Annotated in this window: 21 protein-coding genes; 14 read left to right on the top strand and 7 right to left on the bottom strand. The window is 49.6% G+C overall.

The genetic code is table 11. The features are described 5' to 3' along the window. Window positions 1–23 precede the first annotated feature (23 nt). From L6466_RS01730 to L6466_RS01720, 3 genes are read left to right on the top strand one after another with little or no spacing between them, the layout of a single operon-like run. A complete protein-coding gene (locus tag L6466_RS01730; protein ID WP_237802274.1) occupies window positions 24–1,760 on the top strand; it encodes a glycoside hydrolase family 43 protein in 1,737 nt (578 codons plus the stop codon). Window positions 1,761–1,763: 3 nt separating this feature from the next. Beyond that, complete coding sequence (locus tag L6466_RS01725) at window positions 1,764–2,486, top strand: IspD/TarI family cytidylyltransferase (protein ID WP_091813926.1); 723 nt, start codon at window positions 1,764–1,766, stop codon at window positions 2,484–2,486. 1 nt (window position 2,487) lies between these two features. Next, a complete protein-coding gene (locus L6466_RS01720) occupies window positions 2,488–3,510 on the top strand; it encodes an NAD-dependent epimerase/dehydratase family protein (RefSeq protein WP_237802275.1) in 1,023 nt (340 codons plus the stop codon). Here the strand turns inward: L6466_RS01720 and L6466_RS01715 are convergent. Continuing rightward, window positions 3,507–4,376, bottom strand: coding sequence for a LicD family protein (locus L6466_RS01715; RefSeq protein ID WP_091813920.1), 870 nt, complete (start codon window positions 4,374–4,376; stop codon window positions 3,507–3,509). The two genes, L6466_RS01720 and L6466_RS01715, sit on opposite strands and share 4 nt — an antisense overlap. A 382-nt stretch (window positions 4,377–4,758) precedes the next feature. On the opposite strand from L6466_RS01715, the gene L6466_RS01710 reads away from it, so the two are divergent. After that, window positions 4,759–5,421: a hypothetical protein gene (locus L6466_RS01710; RefSeq protein WP_237802276.1), complete on the top strand. Its 663-nt coding sequence runs from the start codon at window positions 4,759–4,761 to the stop codon at window positions 5,419–5,421. Window positions 5,422–5,565: 144 nt separating this feature from the next. After that, complete coding sequence (locus tag L6466_RS01705; protein ID WP_237802277.1) at window positions 5,566–6,120, top strand: hypothetical protein; 555 nt, start codon at window positions 5,566–5,568, stop codon at window positions 6,118–6,120. Window positions 6,121–6,192: 72 nt separating this feature from the next. On the opposite strand, the gene L6466_RS01700 is transcribed toward L6466_RS01705, so the two are convergent. Continuing rightward, window positions 6,193–7,314 carry an acyltransferase family protein gene (locus tag L6466_RS01700; RefSeq protein WP_176756934.1) on the bottom strand — a complete coding sequence of 374 codons (1,122 nt, stop codon included), beginning with the start codon at window positions 7,312–7,314 and terminating at the stop codon, window positions 6,193–6,195. A 63-nt stretch (window positions 7,315–7,377) separates the two neighbouring features. Here L6466_RS01700 and L6466_RS01695 point away from each other — a divergent pair, with 63 nt between their 5' ends. From L6466_RS01695 to L6466_RS01685, 3 genes are read left to right on the top strand one after another with little or no spacing between them, the layout of a single operon-like run. Continuing rightward, the gene (locus tag L6466_RS01695; protein ID WP_237802278.1) at window positions 7,378–8,823 is read left to right on the top strand and encodes a lipopolysaccharide biosynthesis protein; all 1,446 of its coding nucleotides are present in this window, start codon (window positions 7,378–7,380) and stop codon (window positions 8,821–8,823) included. 4 nt (window positions 8,824–8,827) lie between these two features. After that, window positions 8,828–9,739, top strand: coding sequence for a glycosyltransferase family 2 protein (locus L6466_RS01690; RefSeq protein ID WP_237802279.1), 912 nt, complete (start codon window positions 8,828–8,830; stop codon window positions 9,737–9,739). After that, window positions 9,727–10,764 (top strand): hemolysin activation protein, encoded by a 1,038-nt coding sequence (locus L6466_RS01685; protein WP_237802280.1) that lies wholly within the window; start codon window positions 9,727–9,729, stop codon window positions 10,762–10,764. The genes L6466_RS01690 and L6466_RS01685 overlap by 13 nt, the downstream gene beginning before the upstream one ends. A gap of 55 nt (window positions 10,765–10,819) precedes the next feature. Here the strand turns inward: L6466_RS01685 and nadD are convergent, their stop codons facing one another. The 3 genes from nadD to L6466_RS01670 are packed head-to-tail and all read right to left on the bottom strand — an operon-like array spanning window position 10,820 to window position 12,812. Next, window positions 10,820–11,371, bottom strand: a complete 552-nt coding sequence (gene nadD, locus L6466_RS01680) for a nicotinate (nicotinamide) nucleotide adenylyltransferase (protein WP_237802281.1) — start codon at window positions 11,369–11,371, stop codon at window positions 10,820–10,822. Further along, window positions 11,368–11,925, bottom strand: a complete 558-nt coding sequence (gene gmk / locus L6466_RS01675; RefSeq protein ID WP_237793557.1) for a guanylate kinase — start codon at window positions 11,923–11,925, stop codon at window positions 11,368–11,370. The genes nadD and gmk overlap by 4 nt, the downstream gene beginning before the upstream one ends. A gap of 11 nt (window positions 11,926–11,936) precedes the next feature. Beyond that, window positions 11,937–12,812: a YicC/YloC family endoribonuclease gene (locus L6466_RS01670; protein WP_091813892.1), complete on the bottom strand. Its 876-nt coding sequence runs from the start codon at window positions 12,810–12,812 to the stop codon at window positions 11,937–11,939. 173 nt (window positions 12,813–12,985) lie between these two features. On the opposite strand from L6466_RS01670, the gene tsaB reads away from it, so the two are divergent. The 6 genes from tsaB (at window position 12,986) to rseP (ending at window position 18,857) form a co-directional block, all read left to right on the top strand. Next, window positions 12,986–13,675, top strand: coding sequence for a tRNA (adenosine(37)-N6)-threonylcarbamoyltransferase complex dimerization subunit type 1 TsaB (gene tsaB, locus L6466_RS01665; protein ID WP_091813888.1), 690 nt, complete (start codon window positions 12,986–12,988; stop codon window positions 13,673–13,675). Window positions 13,676–13,679: 4 nt separating this feature from the next. Continuing rightward, window positions 13,680–14,285: a DUF4290 domain-containing protein gene (locus L6466_RS01660; RefSeq protein WP_091813885.1), complete on the top strand. Its 606-nt coding sequence runs from the start codon at window positions 13,680–13,682 to the stop codon at window positions 14,283–14,285. Further along, window positions 14,286–15,590 (top strand): UDP-N-acetylglucosamine 1-carboxyvinyltransferase, encoded by a 1,305-nt coding sequence (murA, locus tag L6466_RS01655; protein WP_091813882.1) that lies wholly within the window; start codon window positions 14,286–14,288, stop codon window positions 15,588–15,590. Window positions 15,591–15,628: 38 nt separating this feature from the next. Continuing rightward, window positions 15,629–16,138 carry a ribosome maturation factor RimM gene (gene rimM / locus L6466_RS01650; RefSeq protein ID WP_091813879.1) on the top strand — a complete coding sequence of 170 codons (510 nt, stop codon included), beginning with the start codon at window positions 15,629–15,631 and terminating at the stop codon, window positions 16,136–16,138. Continuing rightward, window positions 16,135–17,310, top strand: a complete 1,176-nt coding sequence (locus L6466_RS01645; RefSeq protein WP_237793560.1) for a 1-deoxy-D-xylulose-5-phosphate reductoisomerase — start codon at window positions 16,135–16,137, stop codon at window positions 17,308–17,310. Before rimM ends, L6466_RS01645 begins: the two co-directional genes overlap by 4 nt. Window positions 17,311–17,423: 113 nt before the next feature. Then, on the top strand, window positions 17,424–18,857 hold the full coding sequence (gene rseP / locus L6466_RS01640) for an RIP metalloprotease RseP (RefSeq protein WP_091813873.1): 1,434 nt from the start codon (window positions 17,424–17,426) through the stop codon (window positions 18,855–18,857). Here rseP and L6466_RS01635 read toward each other — a convergent pair. Beyond that, the gene (locus L6466_RS01635) at window positions 18,850–20,016 is read right to left on the bottom strand and encodes a ComEC/Rec2 family competence protein (protein WP_091813870.1); all 1,167 of its coding nucleotides are present in this window, start codon (window positions 20,014–20,016) and stop codon (window positions 18,850–18,852) included. The two genes, rseP and L6466_RS01635, sit on opposite strands and share 8 nt — an antisense overlap. Window positions 20,017–20,305: 289 nt before the next feature. Continuing rightward, window positions 20,306–21,631 (bottom strand): TolC family protein, encoded by a 1,326-nt coding sequence (locus L6466_RS01630; protein ID WP_237802282.1) that lies wholly within the window; start codon window positions 21,629–21,631, stop codon window positions 20,306–20,308. Window positions 21,632–21,635 lie beyond the last annotated feature (4 nt).

The following is a 21,635-nucleotide window of genomic DNA, read 5'->3' as shown; positions in this document are numbered from 1 at the left end:
GACCTAAAAACCTGAAACCGCCAATGATGAAAATAATTCTCCTGGCTACCATCCTACTGACGGTATGCCTGCAGATAAAATCACAGACACTTGCCACGGAATACAAGGGTACCGCTAGCGGCAATCCCATCAGCGGAAGTGTGTTCTGTGCAGACCCCACCGCTATTGAATACAACGGCCGCCTCTATGTCTATGGCACCAACGACCACCAGCAGTATATCAAGAACGGTAAGACGGGCAGCAATGGATATGGTAATATCAAGTCGCTGGTAGTCTTCTCAACAGACGACATGGTGAACTGGACCTTCCACGGCACCATCGACGTGAGTAAGGTATGCACCTGGGCAGGACAGTCATGGGCCCCCTCAGCCGTATGGCGCGAGAAAGAGAATAGCAATGGTACGAAGACCAACGAGTTCTATATCTATTTCGCCAATGGAGCCGGTAGCGTAGGTGTGATGAGGAGTACGAAGTCACCCCTTGGTCCGTTCTCGTCTCCTCTTTCTCAACCGATGATACGCCACGGTATGGCAGGTGTTGACCCCTGTAACTGGCTGTTCGACCCAGGTGTGGTGATTGACTCTACAGGTACGGCATGGATTGCTTTTGGAGGCGGCGACCCGCAGTCGTCAGGTTCCAAGCTCTGGCCTGGCAACTCACGCATTGCGAAGTTGAAGTCAACGATGACAGCCCTCGACGGTGCTGCCGTGAATATGCCTGCCCCCTATCTCTTTGAGGCCAGCGAACTGAATATCATCGGCGGACGGTTTGTCTATACCTATAACACCTCCTGGGGCGACCGTCCCAACTGGAACAGCTACGAGAAACGCAACGGACTGGCAGCCCCCTCGGCCTGCAGCATGTGCTATATGGTAACAGACACGCCACTGGATCCTGACTCATGGGAATTCCGTGGTGAGTATGTGCCCAATGAAGGCAGCTTCAGCGCTTTAGGTGCCGACTATGGCAACAACCACACCCACCTGCATAAGTTCAATGGTGAGTATTACCTCTTCTATCATGGCAATGTGCTTGAGAAGACCATGAAGAGCAAGAATGCTATGAATAGCAACGCCTCTGGCTATCGTTCCCTCTGTGTCAACAAACTGACGGTGAACGAAGAGACGCAGAAGTTGAGCAAAGTCAGCATGAGCAAGACTGGCACGACTGCCATCAAGAATATGAATCCCTACACGCTGCAGCAGGCCGAGACGATGTCGACCTCTGGTGGCGTGAACTATGAGGACTTCAAGAATATCAAGAGCGTGTCCAAGAGTTCGCTGGGCAATGATGCCTCTGAGAATCTGTATGTCAAGATGGCTGCAGGCGCATGGACCATGGTACGCAAGGTGGACTTCGGCACAAACGGTGCCCGCCAGTTCACCCTGAGAGCACGAGGCACGGGTAAGCTGGAAATCCGCGTTGACAGCAAATCAAAGGCCGCTGCCGCCACGGTAACGTTCTCGTCAACCTCGTTCCAGGATTTCACCATCGATCTGGACCCTGCCCTTTTCAAGAAAGTACACCACCTCTATTTCGTTTTCACCGAATCCACCAATGCACAGTTTGACTCCTGGCAGTTTGCGGAGTACGACCCCACAGGTGTTTTCGAGATTGAGGCAACAGAGGATATACAGTCAGAGAAGCAATTCTTTGACCTCAGCGGACGCCGCCTGCCGAAAGACAGTAAGCATCGCGGCCTCGTGATAGAACAATACACAGACGAAAACGGTACGAAGAAAGTACGCAAGCATTTCTAATTTATGAACTACGCAGTGATTATCGCCGGTGGGTCCGGCAACCGTATGGGACAGGATATTCCCAAGCAGTTTATCAATGTTTATGATAAGCCTGTCCTGATATATACTTTAGAAGGTTTCCAGCGCCATCCGATGATTGATGCTATTGAGGTGGTATGTATTGAAGGCTGGGAAAGTATCGTACAGGCCTATGCCAATCAGTTTAATATCACTAAACTACGTTGGATAGTCAAAGGCGGCAGTTCTGCACAAGAGTCAATCCGTAATGGCGTCTTCAACCTTGAAGGCAAACTATCGCCCGATGATACTGTTATCATTCACGACGGCATCCGTCCGGTGATAGATGATAGCGTGCTGACAGATGTCATAGAAGTGGCCCATCAGTATGGCAATGCCGTTACGTCACTACCCTATAACGAACAGATTTTTGTGGTCAGCGCCGATGATGCCAACACCACCACGCAGTTTATCCCCAGAGAGACCCTACGCCGCGTTTCTACCCCACAGGCTTACACCTTCGGTCTGCTCGACGAGAAATATCATGAGGCCTTCGAGAAAGGCATCGGCATCTATGGTTCCCATTATGCCAATACGATGATGGTAGAACTTGGTGTGCGTCTGCACTTTGCAAAAGGTTCAGACAAGAATATCAAGTTGACAACAAAGGACGATCTGGAAATATTCAAAGGTTATCTGACTAAAGAAAAAGACAGTTGGTTGAAGTAAGATGAATAAGCAACATCCATTATACAAGGAAGACATTACCAGGATTCTTTCCATAGAAGGAATGAATACCCTGTCAGGAAAAACAATCCTAATCACAGGAGCTACAGGTATGGTTGGCACCATGCTGATTGATGCGCTGATGGCCAAGGGCGATGTGAATGTCATTGCCGTGGGACGTAGTCGTGAGAAGGCTTCCGCAAGACTTGGTATGCATTTCGATAACAAGCATTTTAGTTTCCTTGAACAAGATGTTTGTCAGCCCTTCCCTGCCGATATCCATGCCGATTATATCATCCCTATGGCCAGCAACACCCATCCGTTGGCCTATTCTCAATATCCCATTGAGACAATGATGATTAATCTCAAAGGTGCCGAGCATGCCTTGAATCTTGCAGAAAAGACAGGAGCAACAGTTGTCTATACCTCTACCAACGAAGTCTATGGCAATGCCATTGACGACCAGTCATTCACAGAAGGCAGCAACGGTCTGCTGAATCTCAGTAATGCCCGTGCGTGCTACAACGAGTCCAAGCGTTCTAGCGAGGCCTTGTGCCAGTCGTATGCAGCCGAGAGAGGTGTCAAGGTAAAGATTGCCCGTTTGTGCAGAATATTTGGTCCCACCATGCTGATGGAAGATAGCAAAGCCTCTTCACAGTTTATTCGCAAGGCTGTCGATGGCGAGGATATCGTGTTGAAATCTGCTGGCAACCAGTACTTCTCCTATACCTATGTGGCTGATGCCGTGATGGGACTGCTGACAGTATTGCTCAGAGGCGAGGATGCCGTTGCCTACAACGTCAGTAGCGAGAAGACCAATATCTGCCTGAAGGACTTTGCCCATATCTGTGCCGAGTGTTGTCGCAGGAAGGTGGTATTCGACTTACCTTCTGAGACAGAATCCAAAGGCTATTCCGTAGCAACAAGGTCTATCTTAGCCAATGAGCGTATCAAGGGGATTGGTTTTACCCCCTATTACGACATCCACGATGCCATCAGCAGAACAATAGAAATTTTAAAGACTTAAGCGAAGGGATTCTCTACGCGCTGGTGCATGTCGAAGAAAGCCTTCACGTGGTGGGGCACGCGTTTCTCCTCAGGGGGCAACTGCATATAGTCGCCATACACGCCGCGCAGGTATTCGTCATAACCAGGCATCATACGGATGGCGATATTCTCAAACGGCATATCTACAGGTTTGCCATCCAGTACCCTGCTATCAAATAATTCGCGCATAGCATAGGCACCACCATAATTAATAAGGTGGTGGGTTGAGCCGTAGGGATACTTCAAGCAGATTGCACGCATCTGACGGAGTAGCGAGCGGCGCATGTACTGACGAAAGAGGAATCCCAGTGTCTTGTAGCAGAAGCGACCCCACTCATGCGGCTTCGTGAGCAACATGATATACTCTACAAACGTGCTGCGCGTGCAGATAGCCTCATGTCTGTTCTGCAGTTTCTTATAGCGATACACCAACGCTTCTACCTCAGCCTTATCGTTGCTTGTGCTGTCAAGTGGGAACACATCGATATACAGACCTATGACGCAAGGCACGTCAGCCCGCTCTATCAATGTGGTGTGCTTGTTGCAGAACTTAGGAAACGGCAGGTTGTAAGCCTCGTGCGTCTCGTCCGACACCAGTTCGTAGTCGCCAAAATCCGTGGTGCGACAAATCTCCATGAAGCGCTCAAAGTCGGGTCGCGGCATACCCACATCGATATCATCGTCCCAGGGGATGATACCCTGATGACGTACGGCACCGATAGCCGTACCTCCGATGGCATAATAGGTCAGTCCGTACTTCTCGCATATCTCATGGAACGCCCTGAGCACATCCGTGATGATGGCCTTCCACTGGGTCAGTTCCTGTTCTGTCAGTTCATGATTCATCTTGCGTCTTATTTTTTATTGCCTGCAAAATTAGTGATTATTATTTGAACATGCAAATTTCTGTGGAGCAACTCGTCGTTTCTGTGTGGGTAACTCGTCGTTTTTCTATTTCTGACAATTCTGACACCTTTTATTTGTTACATTCATATATTTTTCTTAACTTTGCAGCAAATAAAAAAGATTGTCAGTATAACATATGAAAATAAAAAAGTACATACCAACGAGACGTATCGGTAATGTTTTCAATCAATTAGTATTTCCCTTTTGCATCGCCATTTACACTCTTATTCCTTTTTATACTGAGGTCGGCATAGCATATTACGGATTCCTAGTTTTTGTCTATTCAGTCTTCATGTATTGTCTCATCATGTCTTTTACACCCATGCGGTGGATAAGACGGAGGAATAACTGGCTTACTAACGACCCTAATAATCCTATAAAAAAAGAGAAAATAGAAAAATACAGAATACTGTGGTTTAAAGATGTGAAAAATGGTGTGGCATGCTATTACTATCCATCAGACAAGAAATTCGTCCTTTCACACATCATGTTCCTCAATCCTGCCCGCTATGAGAAAGAGTATGGGGAACGGAAATACCAGGCACAGGTGCGGACGGACCGTATCAGCATACCCCATTACACAGCGATTTCTGATTGCGACAATTGTTTTTCCTTCAATGTGGGTGTCATCATTGACAAACAATCTGCAACAAAAGCAAATATATGCAAAATCCGAGATGAGATAATGGAGCTGGCTAAGGACGACTACGACCAGCATATCTTCGTCCGATTCTCATTCGATGAGGATACCCTATATATGGAAATACACCAATTAGAACACATCAAGTCCGTTCTTGTAAACAAGGACAACGAGAAGGAGTATTACATACCAGAAGAATACGAAAAAAACAACATAACCATCTCTGACCGATTCTATAATATCTTAAATACTATTTCTATTGAGAATTATCTCGGTTCTTTAATGCCAAAAGACATTATTTCAGAAGAAGAGTTTAAAAAGGTATATGGATTAGGAATCGTTTGAAAAGCATAAAGCGTTTGCTAGGGGGAAAAGTGAAATCACAGCATTTTTCCCCATTCTCTTGCATAATTAGATTTTTGTTTGTACATTTGCAGGGTCATCAAGATGATGATTACCTGTGAATAATAAACCTAAAACAATAAAATTATGAAACATCTAAAACTTTTCGGCCTGTTATCAGGACTTCTATTCTCGGCGTTGGTAATGAGTAGCTGTGGCGATGATGAAGAGGATCCATTAGGAGGAGCCAGGAAACCCAGCGATATCCAGTGGGCGCAGCATAGTTATCAGATACATTGCTCTGGCGAAAGCTGGACTGAGATAAAATGGGAAGGCTATTATGCCTCTATCTATGACAAATGGACCTTCAACAAGGGCAGCAAGAAAGACCACAGGATTTTCTTCTCGCACTACAGATGGTTCCCTGCGGACTACGGACCAACCTACTGGACAGAGAAGCTGGACAATGGCGACTGGTATTACGAGGGGCGCTACAGTTCCCACGAATATGAAAGCAAGACCTTGGGGAACGACAGCACACTGATTACCTTCGAGATGCAAGGCCGTACGTGGCATGGCGTTATCACCAATGGCGACATCATTCTTACCACACCCAACGGAGAGGCCTCTGTAACCCTGAAGCGCTTAACCGTAGAACCCTACGACGGCTCGTATGACGAGACTCTGAAGGATATCCTGTAAGTTGAAACGGATACACAAAAAAAGAAAAGCCCGATCTCTCATGGAATCGGGTTTCTTTGTGCTGAGTATTTATCAGGTCCTGCCAAACAGCCATTTCTTCAGGAACGGACTGATGCGCAGGATGTTTGAGGTGATAATGCTGAAACCAATGACCAGCAGGGCAAAGAGCACGGAGAGCGTGGTATCAGTGATAAAATTGTGCTGATAGCTCTTGAAGAACAGACCCACGCTGGGCAGACTGGGCACGAAGAGGAAATGAATCAGATAGATATCCAGCGTGCGACGGCCTATATACTGCAACGAGGCGCCGATGACGGTCATCTTGGTGAAGTAGTGCTTGTAGTTGCGGAAATACATCAGGGCGATGAGCAACAAGAGGAACATGGCTCCCGTCTGGGGGATGATAGCCCACGCCATACGCAGGGTGCGCCATTTCAGGGCATCCATCGTACAGAGGATAGCCAGCAGCACGATGATGGGGAAGAACCACTTCGAGTCCATCAGTTTCTGGAAACCATTCCAATAGCGATGGGCAATATTACCAAAGAGGAAGAACGGCATCCACAGCATCAGTTGCCCCAGACTGGAATCCAGCAGGAAGCGGTGGATATCGGTCATACCGCCACGATAGCCCTTGGCCCATGAGAAATAACGGGGCTGATAGCACGAGTCATAGAAAGCCAGCGAGACAAGGAACAGCAGGGTGATGAGTGCCGCGGATATCCAGAAGGCCTTGTTTTTCGAGAAAAGCGAGGTAATCTTACTCTCCAGATAGGCAAAGGGATAGTAGATCAGGAACATGTAGAGCAGCACCAGCGTAAACCAGTAGCCACCCTTTGTGGGCGAATGGAACGACTCTTCAAGGCCAGGCCAGAAACTGGGTTTCAGGATGGCTGTAGCCAGGAGGAAGAAGCAGATGGTGGGGATGAGTTGCACGCGCATCTTCTTCAGCACCAGCGTACCCAGGTTACGCAAGTCCCACACCTGCGAAGCTTTGTAGGCCAAGAAGCCACTGATGAAGAAGAACAGCGGCATGCGGAACAGCAACAGGAACTGAAGTGAAGAAGAGTGCTTCCACTGTTCCTCGAAACCTATCTGCGCCACGTGGTTGGCCACCACCATAATCATTGTGAAGCCGCGAAGGGCATCGAGCCACTCCATGCGTGGCTTCTTCGTTTGTGTTATTTCATTCATGGCTGCAAATTTACTTAATTTATTTGGAACTTCAAACAAAATGTCGTATTTTTGCATGTTGATATGGAGAATCTGAAGGAAAAGACAGCCCGCGGACTGATGTGGGGAGCCGTAAACAATAGCACGATGCAGGTATTGAACCTGTTGATTGGCATCCTCGTACTCCGTCATCTGACGCCAGAGGATACGGGTCTCATCGGCATGCTGGCTATCTTCTCGGCCGTAGCAGGCAATCTGCAGTCAAGCGGATTCTCTACGGCACTCATCAATGAGAAGGCACCCACCAAGGAGCAGTACAACAGCGTGTTCTGGTTTAATATCCTGATGGGTGGCGTGCTCTATCTCATATTGTTTTTCTCGGCACCGCTCATCGCGTGGTTTTTCCATCAGCCACGGCTCACTGACCTGTCGCGCTTCCTGTTCCTGGCCTTTTTCATCTCATCATTTGGCATCTCTACGAATGCCTATATGGTGAAGAATATGATGAACCGCGAGATTACGATTGTCAACCTCTCGGCACTCCTCATCTCTGGCACCTCGGCCATCATTATGGTATGGTGCGGCATGGCCTACTGGACCCTGGCCTGGCAACAGGTGATCAATGCTGCCGTACTGGTCATTGGCCGATTCCTCTACGTGAAATGGAAGCCTACTTGGCATTTCTCATTTGACTATATCCGACAAACGTTCTCGTTCTCAATAGGAATACTGGTCACGATGATTGTGAATACTGCCAACCAGAACGTGCTGACCGTCATCTTCGGGCGCCTGTTTCACGATGCCCGCGTGGTGGGAAATTTCTTTCAGGCCTACAAATGGGACTCGATGGCTTTTCAGACCGTAGGCGGTATGGTGGGACAAGTGGCGCAGCCCGTCTTAGTGAGTGTGCGCGAGGAGCACAACCGCGAGCAGCAGGTATTCCGAAAGATGATGCGCTTCACGGCCTTTCTCTCCTTCCCTGCCCTCTTTGGACTGGCATTGGTGTCGCGCGAGTTCATCCTCTGCACCATTGGCGAGAAATGGATTAACATCGTGCCGCTGCTCCAGATACTCTGTATCAGCGGTGCCTTCATGCCCCTCTATACACTCTATCAGAACCTCGTTATCAGTCATGGGCGCAGCGATATCAATATGTGGCTCAACATCTGTCAGGTGTTGCTCCAGATGGGCGTCATCTTCGCTTTCTATCGTGAGGGGATGACCATGATGGTGGTGGCCTACTCGGCATTCAACATCCTGTGGCTGGGTGCCTGGCAGATATTTGCCAAACGGATTATCGGGGTGAGCACGATGGACTTCCTGAAGGATGTAGTGCCATTTATGATGTGTGCAGCAGTGGTGATGGGCGTCTGTCATCTGGCTACGCTGAGCATTACGAACAACTGGTTGCTGCTGGGCGTCAGACTGCTATTGGCTGGTCTGCTGTATTTTGGTGTGATGCGTCTGCTGAACGTGGTCATCCTGCGCGAATGCATACAATTTGTGAAAAGTAAAAAAGTAAAAAAATAGAGAGATGGAGATATCTGTCATCATACCCGTCTATAACAAGGCCGAATACCTGGATAAATGTTTTGTGAGCATTTTTTCGCAGGCGTTCGATAGTTTCGAGGTGATTGTCGTGGAGGATGGCAGCACAGACGGCTCTGGCGATATCTGCGACCAATGGGCTGAACTGGAACCGCGACTGAAGGCTTTCCACAAGGAGAACGGAGGGGTGACGGCAGCGCGTCGCTACGGATTGGAGCATGCTGAGGGCAGATTCATCATGTTTGCCGATGCCGATGACCTGTTTACGAAGGATGCCCTCGCCATGATGTACAGACTCATCAACGAGACAGGCGCCGACGAAGTGATTGGCACCTACGATGACCAGTACGGACAGCGCCACGACTCAGGACTGAGGGGCTGGGTGGAACCAGAGCATCTGATTCGCGACCTACTGGCCCTGCGCAGTCAGTTCTGCGTGCTGTGGGGCATCATCTTCCGTCGTGAACTGCTGGAAGGTTGTCTGGGTACACCTCGTGAGGTCATTGAGCGCGAGGACTCGCTGATGCAGATAAAATGTCTGATGAAACAGCCCAAGGTCTTTTTCACAGAACAGGCGACCTATCTGCACTACGAAGATGTGCCTAACAAGCGCAAGGAGACGCTGGACTGGATTCGTATCTATGACGAGGAGTTGCGTCAGACGTTACAGCCGGAGTGGGAGCGCTACCATTCGGCTTTCGTGCATCATCAGATTAAGGTGTACGAGAAATTCATCGACAAAAAACAATTCCAGGTGCTCGATGCGTATTATCGCCCTCTGCGCCAACAACTTACCAACGACATCCCCTTCATGGACCGTATCGCCATCCAACTGCCAGCACGTCTGGCTTACCTCTTGATTCATACTTACAAGACTCTGCTGAAATGGAAGAAATAAAGAAATATCCAGCACAGAACGATGTGGCTGTGCTACTCATCATTTTCTCTCGTACGGAGACACTGAAGCGCACCTTTGGTGCCATCCGCCAGTGCCGCCCCTCACGTCTGTTTATCTATCAGGACGGTCCTCGCAACGATCAGGAAGCGCTGAAGTTGGAGGCTGCACGACAGATTGTGGATGACAGCGAGATAGACTGGGAGTGCGATGTGCAACGCAGTTACCACAACGAGAACTCAGGTGCCTGGTTGTCGAACCACAAGGCTCAGACATGGGCATTCTCATTGGCAGATAAAGTAATTGTGTTGGAGGACGACTCCACGCCTTCATTGTCGTTTATCCCTTTCTGCAAGGAGATGCTCGACCGTTATGAGTACGATGAACGTATCACGATGATAGCTGGTTTTAATCATGAGGAACAGACGGATGCGCCCTACGATTATCTCTTCACCACAGCCTTCAGCATCTGGGGATGGGCTTCATGGCGCAGGGTCTTTGAGCGTTGTGAGGTGGGGTACCCTATTGCTGATGATGCGTTCAACATGCACCAGCTGGAGGCTTATGTAGCCAACAGGCGCGAGGGTGGCAAGGAGATGCTGAAGAAGCTTTACAAGCACAAGGCATCTGGCAATCCCATCTACGAGACACTAATCTGGACGGCCTGCACACTGAATAGCGGACTGACCATCGTACCTACAAAGAACCTGATACACAATACAGCCGTGAGCGAGGATTCGGCTCATTTCCAGAGTTCACTGAACACGCTCCCCAAGGCAATGCAACGACTGCTCACCATGCCCAGTCATGAGCTGCAATGGCCTTTACGCCATCCAAAATATGTCATCGAGAATGTGGAATACAAGCGTCGCATCTATCGCATCATGGCATGGGGACACCCATGGGTGAAGATTGGTCGCTCTATCGAAGAACTGATACGCAACCTGCGCTATGGCAACATGAAACAAATCAGGGAGGCTGTCAAACATAGGATTAGTAAGCTGACAGGGAGATACGACTATCAGTAGTTCTTTTTTGAAGTTAAGGAGTTAAAGGAGTTAAGAAGTTAAGACGATAGACTTTTCAGGAGTTAAGACGATAGTATTTTTCTACGAGAGGGATGATACTATCAGGCACCAGCCCCTCGATACTTTCACCAGCACGCACACGCTGACGAATTTCCGTACTTGACACAGGAAGCAGAGGCACATTGATGGTGCCAGGATAGGACTCACGCGGATAGGCTATCACCTCGTGATGATTCATTATATCCTGCCAGTTGCGCCAACGCTGGAAATGGGCCCAGTTGTCGCCACCTATCAACAACGAGAACGTGCAATCAGGATAGTCCTTGCTCAGGTGCTGCAAGGTGTTCCAGGTATAAGAGGGTTTGGGCAAACGGAACTCATAGTCGCAGGCCTTCACGCCCTCAACACCCTCAAGGGCTTTCTGTGCCATCTCCAAGCGCAGATGGTCATCCAGCAAATCGGCATCATTCCGTTTCAACGGATTCTGGGGCGACACCATCAGCCATACCTCATCTAACGCACATTGCCTCAGCACGGCCTGTGCTAAGGCAATGTGTCCGTTATGGATAGGGTTGAAAGAACCACCAAAGATACCGATTGACCTCATCCCAAGAATTCTTTGACGATTCTCAAGGTCTCCTGCTTGGCTGTCTCCAAGTCATCATTCACGATGATATGGTCAAACTGCGAAGCGAAGGTCATCTCATATTCCGCCTTTGCCAAACGCTCGGCAATGGCTTCTGGGGTATCAGTAGCACGACCTTCCAAGCGCTTACGCAACTCCTCAACAGAGGGGGGCTGAATAAACAGGCTCAAGGCCTCATCACCATAATATTTCTTGATATTGATGCCACCTTTCACATCGACATCAAACACCACATTCTGTCCTTGGTTACGCTGGTTCTCCACCTGCTGTTTCAGGGTGCCGTAGAAGCGGTCCTGATAAACCTCCTCGTATTCCAGGAACTCATCGTTCTGAATCTTCGACTTAAACTCCTCTGGTGTCAGGAAGAAATACTCCACACCATTCTGTTCAGAGCCTCGTGGCGCACGACTGGTACACGAGATTGAGAAATAAAGCCTCAGCTCAGGATGCTCCTTCATCAGCCACTGCACGATGGTTGACTTTCCACTACCCGAAGGCGCAGAAACAATTAACATTTTTCCTTTCATCACAGCGCGTTCAATACTTGTTCCTTTATCTGCTCCAGCTCGTCCTTCATCTGCACCACGATGTTCTGCATCTCGGCCTGATTGGACTTAGAACCAGTGGTATTGATCTCGCGACCCATCTCCTGAGCAATGAAGCCAAGCTTCTTACCCTGTCCGTGACCATCACGCATCGTCTCGCGGAAATACTTCAGGTGGTTGGTCAGACGCTGTTTCTCCTCACTGATATCCAGTTTCTCGATATAGTAAATCAGTTCCTGCTCCAAGCGGTTCTTGTCATAATCCACACCAGGAATCTGCTGTAGTCCGTCAACGATACGCTGACGAATTTTCTCTACACGACTCTTCTCGAAAGGTTCAATCTCAGCCAGCAGACGTTCGATATTATCAATCTTCTCAGCAAACTTCTTCTCGAGCGCAGCACCCTCCTGCTTACGGAAATCCACCAAGGCAGCAATGGCGCCCTCAACAGCCTTACGGGCAGCATCCCACTCCTCGTCAGTGAGTTCCTCCTGCTCTGTCTTGGACAGTACATCAGGCATGCGGGTCAGGGTGTACATCCAGTCCTCGGGCTCAGGGATACCCACCTTCGTAGCTACGTCCTTCAACTGATGGTAGTAGTTCTCCACGAGAGCGGCATTCACAGGCGTTGCATCCACTCCGGCCTCTTTCTCAATCCAGAGAGAGAAGTCCACCTTGCCACGCTCCAATGAGGCGGCAATCATCTGACGAATCTCCATCTCCTTCTCACGATAGAGTGGAGCAATACGCGTCTGCAGATCCAACTGCTTAGAATTGAGTGATTTGATTTCTGCGCTAATCTTCTTGTCCTTAAAAGCCACGACTACCTTGCCGTAGCCTGTCATTGATTGTATCATGTATCTTTATTTTATTTTTATTCTAGGCTGCAAAGGTACAAAAAAGAAGTGTAAAGTGGTGAGCGAAAAGTGAAAAATTTACTGCCGCTGCATAATTATTGCTAATTCATAATTTGTTATTCATATTTTTTTCGTACCTTTGCAAATCATATTATATAATAAGGTACAAAGCAATGGCTTGCATACTACATATTGAAACAAGCACACAAGTGTGCTCCGTAGCTGTCTCTGAAGACTCGCACGTCATCTTCCAGCTGGAAGACCATAGCGGGCCAAATCATGCCGAGCGTCTGGGTTCCATGGTGGACGAGGCGCTCTCGTTTACTGATAATCATGCGATCCCGTTTGATGCTGTCGCCGTAAGTTGCGGCCCTGGCTCCTATACTGGTTTGCGTATTGGCGTCTCTATGGCCAAAGGCATCTGCTATGGCCGTAACCTGAAACTCATCGCCGTGCCCACACTGGAACTGATGTGTGTGCCAGTATTGCTGCGCGAGATGGTGGAAGAGAACGCCCTTCTCTGCCCGATGATTGACGCCCGCCGCATGGAGGTCTATGCCGGCATCTACGACCGTGCCCTGAAGGAGGTTCGTCCTGTAGGTGCTGATGTGGTGGACGCAGAGACCTACAAGCAGTGGTTGGATGAGCGTCCCGTGTATTTCTTCGGCAATGGTGCTGCGAAGTGCATGGAGACCATCAATCACCCCAATGCCCATCTCATCGAGGGTATCGAACCCCTGGCTAAATGGATGCAGCCCCTAGCAGAGCGCCGCCTGCTGAACGGGCAGACTGAGGACGTGGCTTATTTCGAGCCTTTCTACCTGAAGGATTATGTGGCAAAAATGCCAAAGAAACTGATTTAACACTATGAACATACAAGGTTTAGACTACAACACTCAGCGTGAACTGCTGCAGATGCCTGAATACGGACGCGAGATTCAGCGGATGATAGACCATGCCGTCACACTCCCCACGAAGGAGGAGCGACTGCTCTGTGCAAAGACTATCGTGAAGCTGATGGAGACAAAGGTGCCACAGATACGTGAAAACAGTGGTTACGAGCAGACGCTTTGGGATCATCTGTATATCATGAGTCACAAGCAGCTGGATATTGACTGGCCCTACGATATCAGTGGGGCAGAGAAATTCCACGATAAGCCCCAGCCCATGAAACTGCCTCAGAGTAATGTACGCCTGCGTCATTACGGCAAACTGGTCAGTGAACTGCTGGAGAAGCTCAAGGACATGCCGGAAGGTGGCGAACGCGATGAGTTGATACGTCTGACAGCAAATCAGATGAAACGTGACCTGGTACAATGGGGACACGGTTCGATTGACGACGAGAAGGTTGCCGATGATATGGCGCGTATGACTGACGGTGCCGTACAGCTGGACCTCAACAATTTCGTCTTCGAACGTATCAATATCAGCGAACCACAACAGAAGCGTTCATCTGGAAAGAAAAAGAAGTAAATGGCAGCATTCATTATTGAAGGAGGACATCCGCTAAGCGGAGAGATACAGCCACAGGGCGCCAAGAACGAGGCCCTGCAGGTGATTTGTGCAACGCTGCTGACCAGCGAGAAGGTAACCATTCATAACATTCCGCAAATCAGGGATGTGATGACGCTCATCCAGTTGCTCAAGGATGTAGGGGTGAAGGTTGCTGCTGATGGCAACACCTACACCTTTCAGGCCGATGAACTGAATCTGGACTACCTCCAAAGCAATGAGTTCGTGCAGAAATGTGCACAGTTGCGTGGATCAGTCATGATGATTGGTCCGCTGCTGGCTCGCATGGGTAAGGCTACGATTGCCAAACCTGGCGGTGACAAGATAGGACGCCGTCGCCTGGATACGCATTTCCTGGGCTTCGAACGTCTGGGTGCACAGTTCCATCATGTGGCAGAGCGCGATGTCTATGAGATACAGGCCCAGCAACTCAAGGGCTGCTATATGTTGCTCGACGAGGCATCTGTCACAGGTACTGCCAATATTGTGATGGCTGCTGTGATGGCCAAAGGCACCACAACGATTTACAACGCTGCCTGCGAGCCTTATCTGCAACAGCTCTGCAAGATGCTCAACAAGATGGGTGCACGCATCAGCGGCATCGCCTCGAACCTGCTGACCATCGAGGGTGTAGACCACCTGAACGGTACAGAACATACCATTCTGCCCGATATGATTGAGGTAGGCTCGTTTATTGGTATGGCAGCCATGGTGGGCAACGGCATCCGCATCAAGGATGTCTCTATCAAGGACCTGGGTATCATCCCCAATACATTCCGCCGCATGGGTATCACCATCAAGGAGGAGGGCGATGACCTCTATATCCCACAGATGCGCCACTACGAGATACAGTCGTTTATCGATGGCACCATCATGACGCTGGCAGATGCGCCCTGGCCAGGACTGACTCCCGACCTGCTGTCTGTACTTATCACCGTAGCCACACAGGCACGCGGTTCTGTATTGGTACACCAGAAGATGTTCGAGAGTCGCCTGTTCTTCGTTGACAAGCTCATCGACATGGGAGCGCAGATTATCCTCTGCGACCCACATCGTGCCGTCATCGTTGGTCATGACCGTAAGCTGCAACTGCGCGGTGGACGTATGTCGAGCCCCGACATCCGTGCAGGTATTGCCCTGCTGATTGCCGCCCTGAGTGCAAAAGGTACCAGTCGTATTGATAATATTGAACAGATAGATCGCGGCTACGAGGATATCGAAGGTCGTCTGAATGCCCTTGGCGCGAAGATCACCCGTCTCCCCTAAAGCCCATTAACCCCATTATCCCCATCCCCATATCCCCCATGATTAGAAAGGAAGATGTCTACAAGATAGGTCGCATAGGAAAAGCACACGGCGTCAAAGGCGAGGTGTCATTCAATTTCGATGATGACGTGTTCGACCGTGTAGAGGCCGAATACCTTATTCTGGAGGTAGATGGTATCCTGGTACCATTCTTCATGGAGGAGTATCGCTTCCGCTCAGACAGCACCGCACTGGTGAAGTTCGAGGATATCGATACACAGGAGCGTGCCCGCGAGCTGACCAATTGCGATGTCTATTTCCCACGCGACGTTACTGATGATGAAGAGGAAGTCCTCACCTACTCTTTCCTCGTGGGCTTTGGCATCATCGATGCCAGCACAGGCAAGAAGGTGGGCACCATAGCCAGCATCGACGAGAGCACACTGAATATCCTCTTCGAACTGGAAGACGGTACGCTGATACCTGCCAGTGAGGAACTGATAACTGACATTGACAAAGATAATAAAACGATTACAATAGCCCTGCCTGAGGGCATCTTAGACTTATGAAAAGACAAATAGCCATTCTTGGCTCTACAGGAAGCATCGGCACACAGGCCCTCGAAGTGATTGAGGAGCACAGCGACCTCTATGAGGTGTACTGCCTGACTGCTAATAATAAAGTGGAACTGCTGGCCGAACAGGCTCATAAATTCAAGCCTGCAGCCATCGTCATTGCCAACGAGGCACGTTATGACGAACTGAAACAGCTGATGAGCGACATGCCCGACGTGAAGGTGTATGCTGGTGCACGCGCCCTCGACGAGATTGTAGAGGCAGGTCCCATCGACATGGTACTCACCGCTATGGTGGGTTTCGCAGGTTTGAGTCCTACCATCCACGCCATCAAGGCACACAAGACCATCTGCTTAGCTAATAAGGAGACACTGGTGGTGGCTGGTGAACTGATTTGTCAGTTGGCTATGGAGAACCACTGTTCTATCCTGCCTGTGGACAGCGAGCACTCAGCTATCTTCCAGTCGTTGGTTGGTGAAGACGAGAATCCTATCGACAAGATTCTGCTCACAGCCAGTGGTGGTCCCTTCCGCTTGAAGTCCATGGAGGAGATTGCCCACGTTACAAAAGCCGATGCCCTGCGTCACCCCACATGGGACATGGGAGCCAAGATCACCATCGACTCTGCTTCCATGATGAACAAAGGTTTTGAGGTCATCGAGGCAAAATGGCTCTTTGGCGTTGATGCCAAGCAGATTCAGGTACTGGTTCATCCCCAGAGCATCGTGCACAGCGCCGTGCAGTTTATGGACGGTAGTGTGAAGGCCCAACTTGGTGTACCTGATATGCGTCTGCCTATCCAGTATGCATTCTCGTTCCCCAAGAGATTGCCGCTCAGTGGCGACAGACTGGACCTGTTTGCTGCACAGCATCTGGATTTCTTTGAGCCCGATTTGAAGAAGTTCCGCTGTTTGGCTATGGCCTACGAGGCCTTGAACCAGGGAGGCAACATGCCCTGTATCGTCAATGCGGCCAACGAGATTGTGAACCGTGCCTTCCTGGAAGACCGTTGCGGATTCCTGCAGATGGGCGACATCATTGAAGCCACCATGCAGCGCGCCACCTTCATCCAGAAGCCTACCTATGAGGATTATCTTCAGAGTGATGCAGAGGCACGTCGCATAGCAACAGAGTTGCTTAAGGGAAGAGTGAATAGTGAAAAGTGAATAATTTGCTACCGCTATCCCTATACAAGAAATAAAGATAATAATTAACTAAACGAATAGAAAAAGTGCGGAAGCAAATTATTCACTTTTCACTATTCACTTTTATTTAAAAAATGGAAGTATTTCTGATAAAAGCCCTGCAGTTTCTGATGGCTATCAGCCTGCTGGTACTGCTCCACGAACTGGGCCATTTCACGTTTGCGAAACTCTTCAAGGTACGTGTCTCAAGGTTCTACCTCTTCTTCAATCCTAAGTTCCACATCATGAGCACCTACGACACCTGGGTACGCCGTCTGTTCAGACTGAAGCCCGAGGTGGTGCCCACCGTCAAGGACGAGGATGGCAAGGAGAAGAAAGAATATGTGGGAACGGAATACGGACTGGGCTGGCTGCCCCTGGGTGGCTATTGTGCCATCGACGGTATGATTGACGAGACCAACCAGAAACTCTCTGAAGTAGCCCAGCCCTGGGAGTTCCGCACCAAGCCCACCTGGCAGCGTCTGCTGATTATGGTTGGTGGCGTGCTGGTCAACTTCCTGCTGGCTCTGTTTATCTATTCCATGGTGCTCTTCACATGGGGCGAGACATACGTTCCCCTGCAGAAGATGTCACAGGGAATGGAATTCAATGAACAGGCAAAAGCGATTGGTTTCCAGGATGGCGACATTCTGGTTTCTACCAACGAGAAGGACTTCAAGAAGGCTGATGCCGATATGTATCGCATGCTCTGCAACGCCGAGGAAGTTCATGTTCTGCGCCATGGCAAGCCCGTCACCATCCAGATGCCGGAAGGTCTCAGTCTGGTAGAGATGGCACAGACCATCCCCACCTTTGTACGTCCACTTCTTCCTGCCGTCATCGACAGCGTCATTCCTGACACGCCGGCAGACAAGGTAGGATTGCTGAAGGGCGATAAGATCCTGGCAGCCAATAACCAGCAGGTAAAATCATTCTACGGCTTTACAGACGAACTGACTCGCATGAACGATGTGCTGGCCTCAGCAAAGACACATGCAGACAGTATCAATGCACGTCTGCTGACAATCGTTTACCAGCGTGGCGAGAATATCGAGACCGCCTCTACCCTGCTGGCAGAAGACCTGAAGTTGGGCTTTGCTCCTGCTACTCTGTACGAGCCCACCACTTTCGAATATGGTTTCTTTGAGAGTTTCCCTGCAGGCATCAAGTATGGCTGGAACACCCTGAGCAGTTATGTGAGCGACCTAAAATACCTATTCTCAAGCGACGGCGTGAAGCAGTTGGGTGGCTTTGGAGCTATCGGCAGCCTGTTCCCTTCAGCATGGGACTGGCACCAGTTCTGGTTGATGACAGCCTTCCTCAGCATCGTCCTGGCCTTCATGAACATCCTGCCTATCCCCGCATTGGATGGTGGTCATGTGCTGTTCCTGCTCTACGAGATGATTACACGCAAGAAGCCCTCAGAGGATTTCCTCATCAAGGCTGAATACATCGGTTTTGGAGCCCTGATTCTCTTGATGGTTGTAGCGAACATGAACGACATCCTGCGCTATCTGCACATCATGTAATGGGTGGCACCCGCTGTAGTATTCGTAAGGAGAAATAGACACAGAAGAATACTACATACAAAAGACATATCTGAAGAACTGACGGATGAAGACCGTCAATACTTGCACAAGGCATTTGGGAAACCCACCCAAGTGCCTTGTTCAGTATACCCACAAAGCCTAACAGTACTGGAGCCAGCGAAGGTATCATCACCACGAGTAAGGCACCATACAGAATCATCGTGGCTGCAGGAATCACGATAAAGTTAGTCAGCAGGAAATAAGTAGAGAAGCGTCCGAAGTAAAAGGCAATCAGAGGTGCCACACCTACCTGTGCTGCCACAGAGAGTCCTACCATATTATATATATAGTGCTGCAGCGGACGCCCTTCGAAATAATGTTCAGGGAAGAAACTCTCAAACAAGGGCATCAGCAGCAGGATGGCCAGGACCGCCGAGAACGATAGCTGGAAGCCGATATCGAATAAAGAGGCAGGATTCACCAATAGCATCACGATAGCCGTGAAGCACAGGATATTCACGGGAGAGCGGTGACGTCCACCCACAGAGAACAGGGCGTAGATACTAATCATCGTAGCCGAACGGACCACGCTCGTTGACAGTCCCGTCAAGAAGGCAAAGGCCCAGATGCTCAGGATAATAGCCACCTGCGACAGCCAGAAGCGTCTTCTACCTAAAGTCAGTCGGAAAAGCAGAAGATAAATAATGCCCAGATGCAAGCCACTAAGGGCCAGGATATGCGAGGCGCCCGTCTTTGAGTAGGTCTCTCGCAGTTCTTTGGTCAGGGCCGACTTATCTCCCAGCGTCATAGCAGCCAGCACAGCATACTCATCATCCGCCGACGACGACGTCCTGTAGCGGTCTAACAATGTCTGTCGGTAATCCAGGCATCGCTGCTGTACACGTTCCATGCGAGAGAGAGGCCGTTGCGCGGTGAGCGACGGTACCTTTTGCTGGTGGCGATGCGGCCTTTCAGCACGCTGCCCTACCAGCATACCCATCAAGAAAAAGCACAATAGGACAGCCATACTCTGTACTAGTGCCCAACGGTGGAGCAGCCACGCCATCAGGATACAGACAATCAACGACGTCAGGATGATACCCGCATGAGGTATCATGGGCGCCACAATGATACCTATAGCCATGCTTACAGCTGGCATCAATAAAGGTACTGTTTCCGTTATCCTCTGTTTCACAGCATGCAAAAGTACAGAAAAAAAATGGTGTAGGCAATCATTACAACATTTATTTGCCTACAATTCAACTTTTACATAGCAAGAAAACTATTTTCATGCCATGAGAACAACAGCCCGTGCCACAAAAAAAAGCATGCCATCACACACGTAAAAAGCGTTCCACGACGTGGGATAAGAATTCCACAACGTGGTACAAATATCCCACGACGTGGAACAAGTATTTCACGTCGTGGGACAAATTAAGACTGCGCGATTAAAGTTTTAAGCTCTGCCCTGAGTAAAAGCGGATAAGGGCCAACTGATAAAGATACTCGTAACGAGCCTGCGTCAAGTCGCTCTCCGACTTCAGCCAGTTATTCTTTGCCTCATTAAACTCCGTAATCGTGGACTTGCCCTGCTCATACTTTGCCTGAGTCAAACGGAAAGCCGTCTCACTGCTCTCGCTGGCCTGCAGACTGCTTGTCAGCTTCTGATTGGCAGCAACGGCATTATAATACACCTGCTGAATCTCCTTGTACAAAGCCTTCTTCGTATTGTCAAGCTGCAACGTCTGGTTCTCGCGGTCCAACTTAGCCGAACGGACACTATTGCGTGTCTGGAAACGGTTGAAGATGGGGATATTCAGGTTGAAGCCCAGATACTGACTGAAGTTATTCTTCATCTGCGTAGAGAAGTCATCAGCCTTGAAACCAGAGGTCTTGTAATAGTTAGAACCCAGTCCGGCACTGAAGCTCAATGTAGGATAATAGCCTGCCATTGCAATCTTGATACTGTTCTCCGTAGCACGCAGACGCAGCTGCTGTGCCTGAATTTCCGGTTTGGTGGCCAAGGCATCGGCATAGATGTCATCAGGAGTCGCGATAATATCGTGACCTACAGAACTGATTTCAGGACGGACCACGGAAAAGCCCTCAGGACTTTCCAGTTCCAGCAGTTGCGTCATAGACAGAATCGCCAACTGCAGGTTATTATTAGCCTGTGTCGCTGTCAACTGACTCTGCGCCAGCGTTGCCTTCTGCTGGGCAAGTTCTGCCTCACTGGCCCTGCCGATATTGAGGAGCGCCTGCAGACGAGCCACCTGTGCGCTGTCGATACTGATCTGACGAAGAGCCACATCAGCTATCTCCATATCATAGAGTATCTGCACATAGACCTGTGCCACCTGCGTACGGATATCATTCTTCGCCTTCTCCAGGTCCTGCGAAGCAGCCTCAAGGTTCAACTGGTTCAGTTTGATATTATTAGGTATCTGGAAACCAGTGAACAACGGCACACTCGTACCCAACGAGAACGAGGTAGACGAGGTATTGGTATTCGTGTACGTATTCTGAGCTGTCAGTCCACGTCCGAAGGAGAAGTTCTGACCAGCACTGCCACTCAAATCAGGCAGGCGCTGGTTCCTGGCAGTCGAGAGCTGAATCTCCTGCTGGCGACACTGGTTCTCCTGTTGCTTGATGGTGATATTATGCTCTACGGCATAATCGCAACATTGTTCCAGTGACCAAGGCTGCGTCTGAGCATGCATGGGCATAGCAAACAACACAGCAAGCAGTCCAAGTATTACAATAATGATTGGCATAATA

Origin of the sequence: Prevotella communis (assembly GCF_022024175.1) — a bacterium.
Classification (GTDB): Bacteria; Bacteroidota; Bacteroidia; order Bacteroidales; family Bacteroidaceae; genus Prevotella; species Prevotella communis.
Note: the sequence above shows the minus strand (reverse complement) of the source record. Positions and strands in the feature narration are given on the sequence as shown.

Excerpts from the sequence above, each read along its gene's own strand:
- rseP (WP_091813873.1), top strand. The coding sequence starts at position 17,424 with ATGGAAGTATTTCTGATAAAAGCCCTGCAGTTTCTGATGGCTATCAGC.
- tsaB (WP_091813888.1), top strand. The coding sequence starts at position 12,986 with ATGGCTTGCATACTACATATTGAAACAAGCACACAAGTGTGCTCCGTA.
- murA (WP_091813882.1), top strand. The coding sequence starts at position 14,286 with ATGGCAGCATTCATTATTGAAGGAGGACATCCGCTAAGCGGAGAGATA.
- L6466_RS01725 (WP_091813926.1), top strand. The coding sequence starts at position 1,764 with ATGAACTACGCAGTGATTATCGCCGGTGGGTCCGGCAACCGTATGGGA.
- L6466_RS01720 (WP_237802275.1), top strand. The coding sequence starts at position 2,488 with ATGAATAAGCAACATCCATTATACAAGGAAGACATTACCAGGATTCTT.
- gmk (WP_237793557.1), bottom strand. The coding sequence starts at position 11,925 with ATGTTAATTGTTTCTGCGCCTTCGGGTAGTGGAAAGTCAACCATCGTG.
- nadD (WP_237802281.1), bottom strand. The coding sequence starts at position 11,371 with ATGAGGTCAATCGGTATCTTTGGTGGTTCTTTCAACCCTATCCATAAC.
- L6466_RS01685 (WP_237802280.1), top strand. The coding sequence starts at position 9,727 with ATGGAAGAAATAAAGAAATATCCAGCACAGAACGATGTGGCTGTGCTA.
- L6466_RS01710 (WP_237802276.1), top strand. The coding sequence starts at position 4,759 with ATGCGGTGGATAAGACGGAGGAATAACTGGCTTACTAACGACCCTAAT.
- L6466_RS01730 (WP_237802274.1), top strand. The coding sequence starts at position 24 with ATGATGAAAATAATTCTCCTGGCTACCATCCTACTGACGGTATGCCTG.
- L6466_RS01630 (WP_237802282.1), bottom strand. The coding sequence starts at position 21,631 with ATGCCAATCATTATTGTAATACTTGGACTGCTTGCTGTGTTGTTTGCT.
- L6466_RS01700 (WP_176756934.1), bottom strand. The coding sequence starts at position 7,314 with ATGAATGAAATAACACAAACGAAGAAGCCACGCATGGAGTGGCTCGAT.
- L6466_RS01635 (WP_091813870.1), bottom strand. The coding sequence starts at position 20,016 with ATGCCAGCTGTAAGCATGGCTATAGGTATCATTGTGGCGCCCATGATA.
- L6466_RS01670 (WP_091813892.1), bottom strand. The coding sequence starts at position 12,812 with ATGATACAATCAATGACAGGCTACGGCAAGGTAGTCGTGGCTTTTAAG.
- L6466_RS01660 (WP_091813885.1), top strand. The coding sequence starts at position 13,680 with ATGAACATACAAGGTTTAGACTACAACACTCAGCGTGAACTGCTGCAG.
- L6466_RS01695 (WP_237802278.1), top strand. The coding sequence starts at position 7,378 with ATGGAGAATCTGAAGGAAAAGACAGCCCGCGGACTGATGTGGGGAGCC.
- L6466_RS01715 (WP_091813920.1), bottom strand. The coding sequence starts at position 4,376 with ATGAATCATGAACTGACAGAACAGGAACTGACCCAGTGGAAGGCCATC.
- L6466_RS01705 (WP_237802277.1), top strand. The coding sequence starts at position 5,566 with ATGAAACATCTAAAACTTTTCGGCCTGTTATCAGGACTTCTATTCTCG.
- L6466_RS01690 (WP_237802279.1), top strand. The coding sequence starts at position 8,828 with ATGGAGATATCTGTCATCATACCCGTCTATAACAAGGCCGAATACCTG.
- L6466_RS01645 (WP_237793560.1), top strand. The coding sequence starts at position 16,135 with ATGAAAAGACAAATAGCCATTCTTGGCTCTACAGGAAGCATCGGCACA.
- rimM (WP_091813879.1), top strand. The coding sequence starts at position 15,629 with ATGATTAGAAAGGAAGATGTCTACAAGATAGGTCGCATAGGAAAAGCA.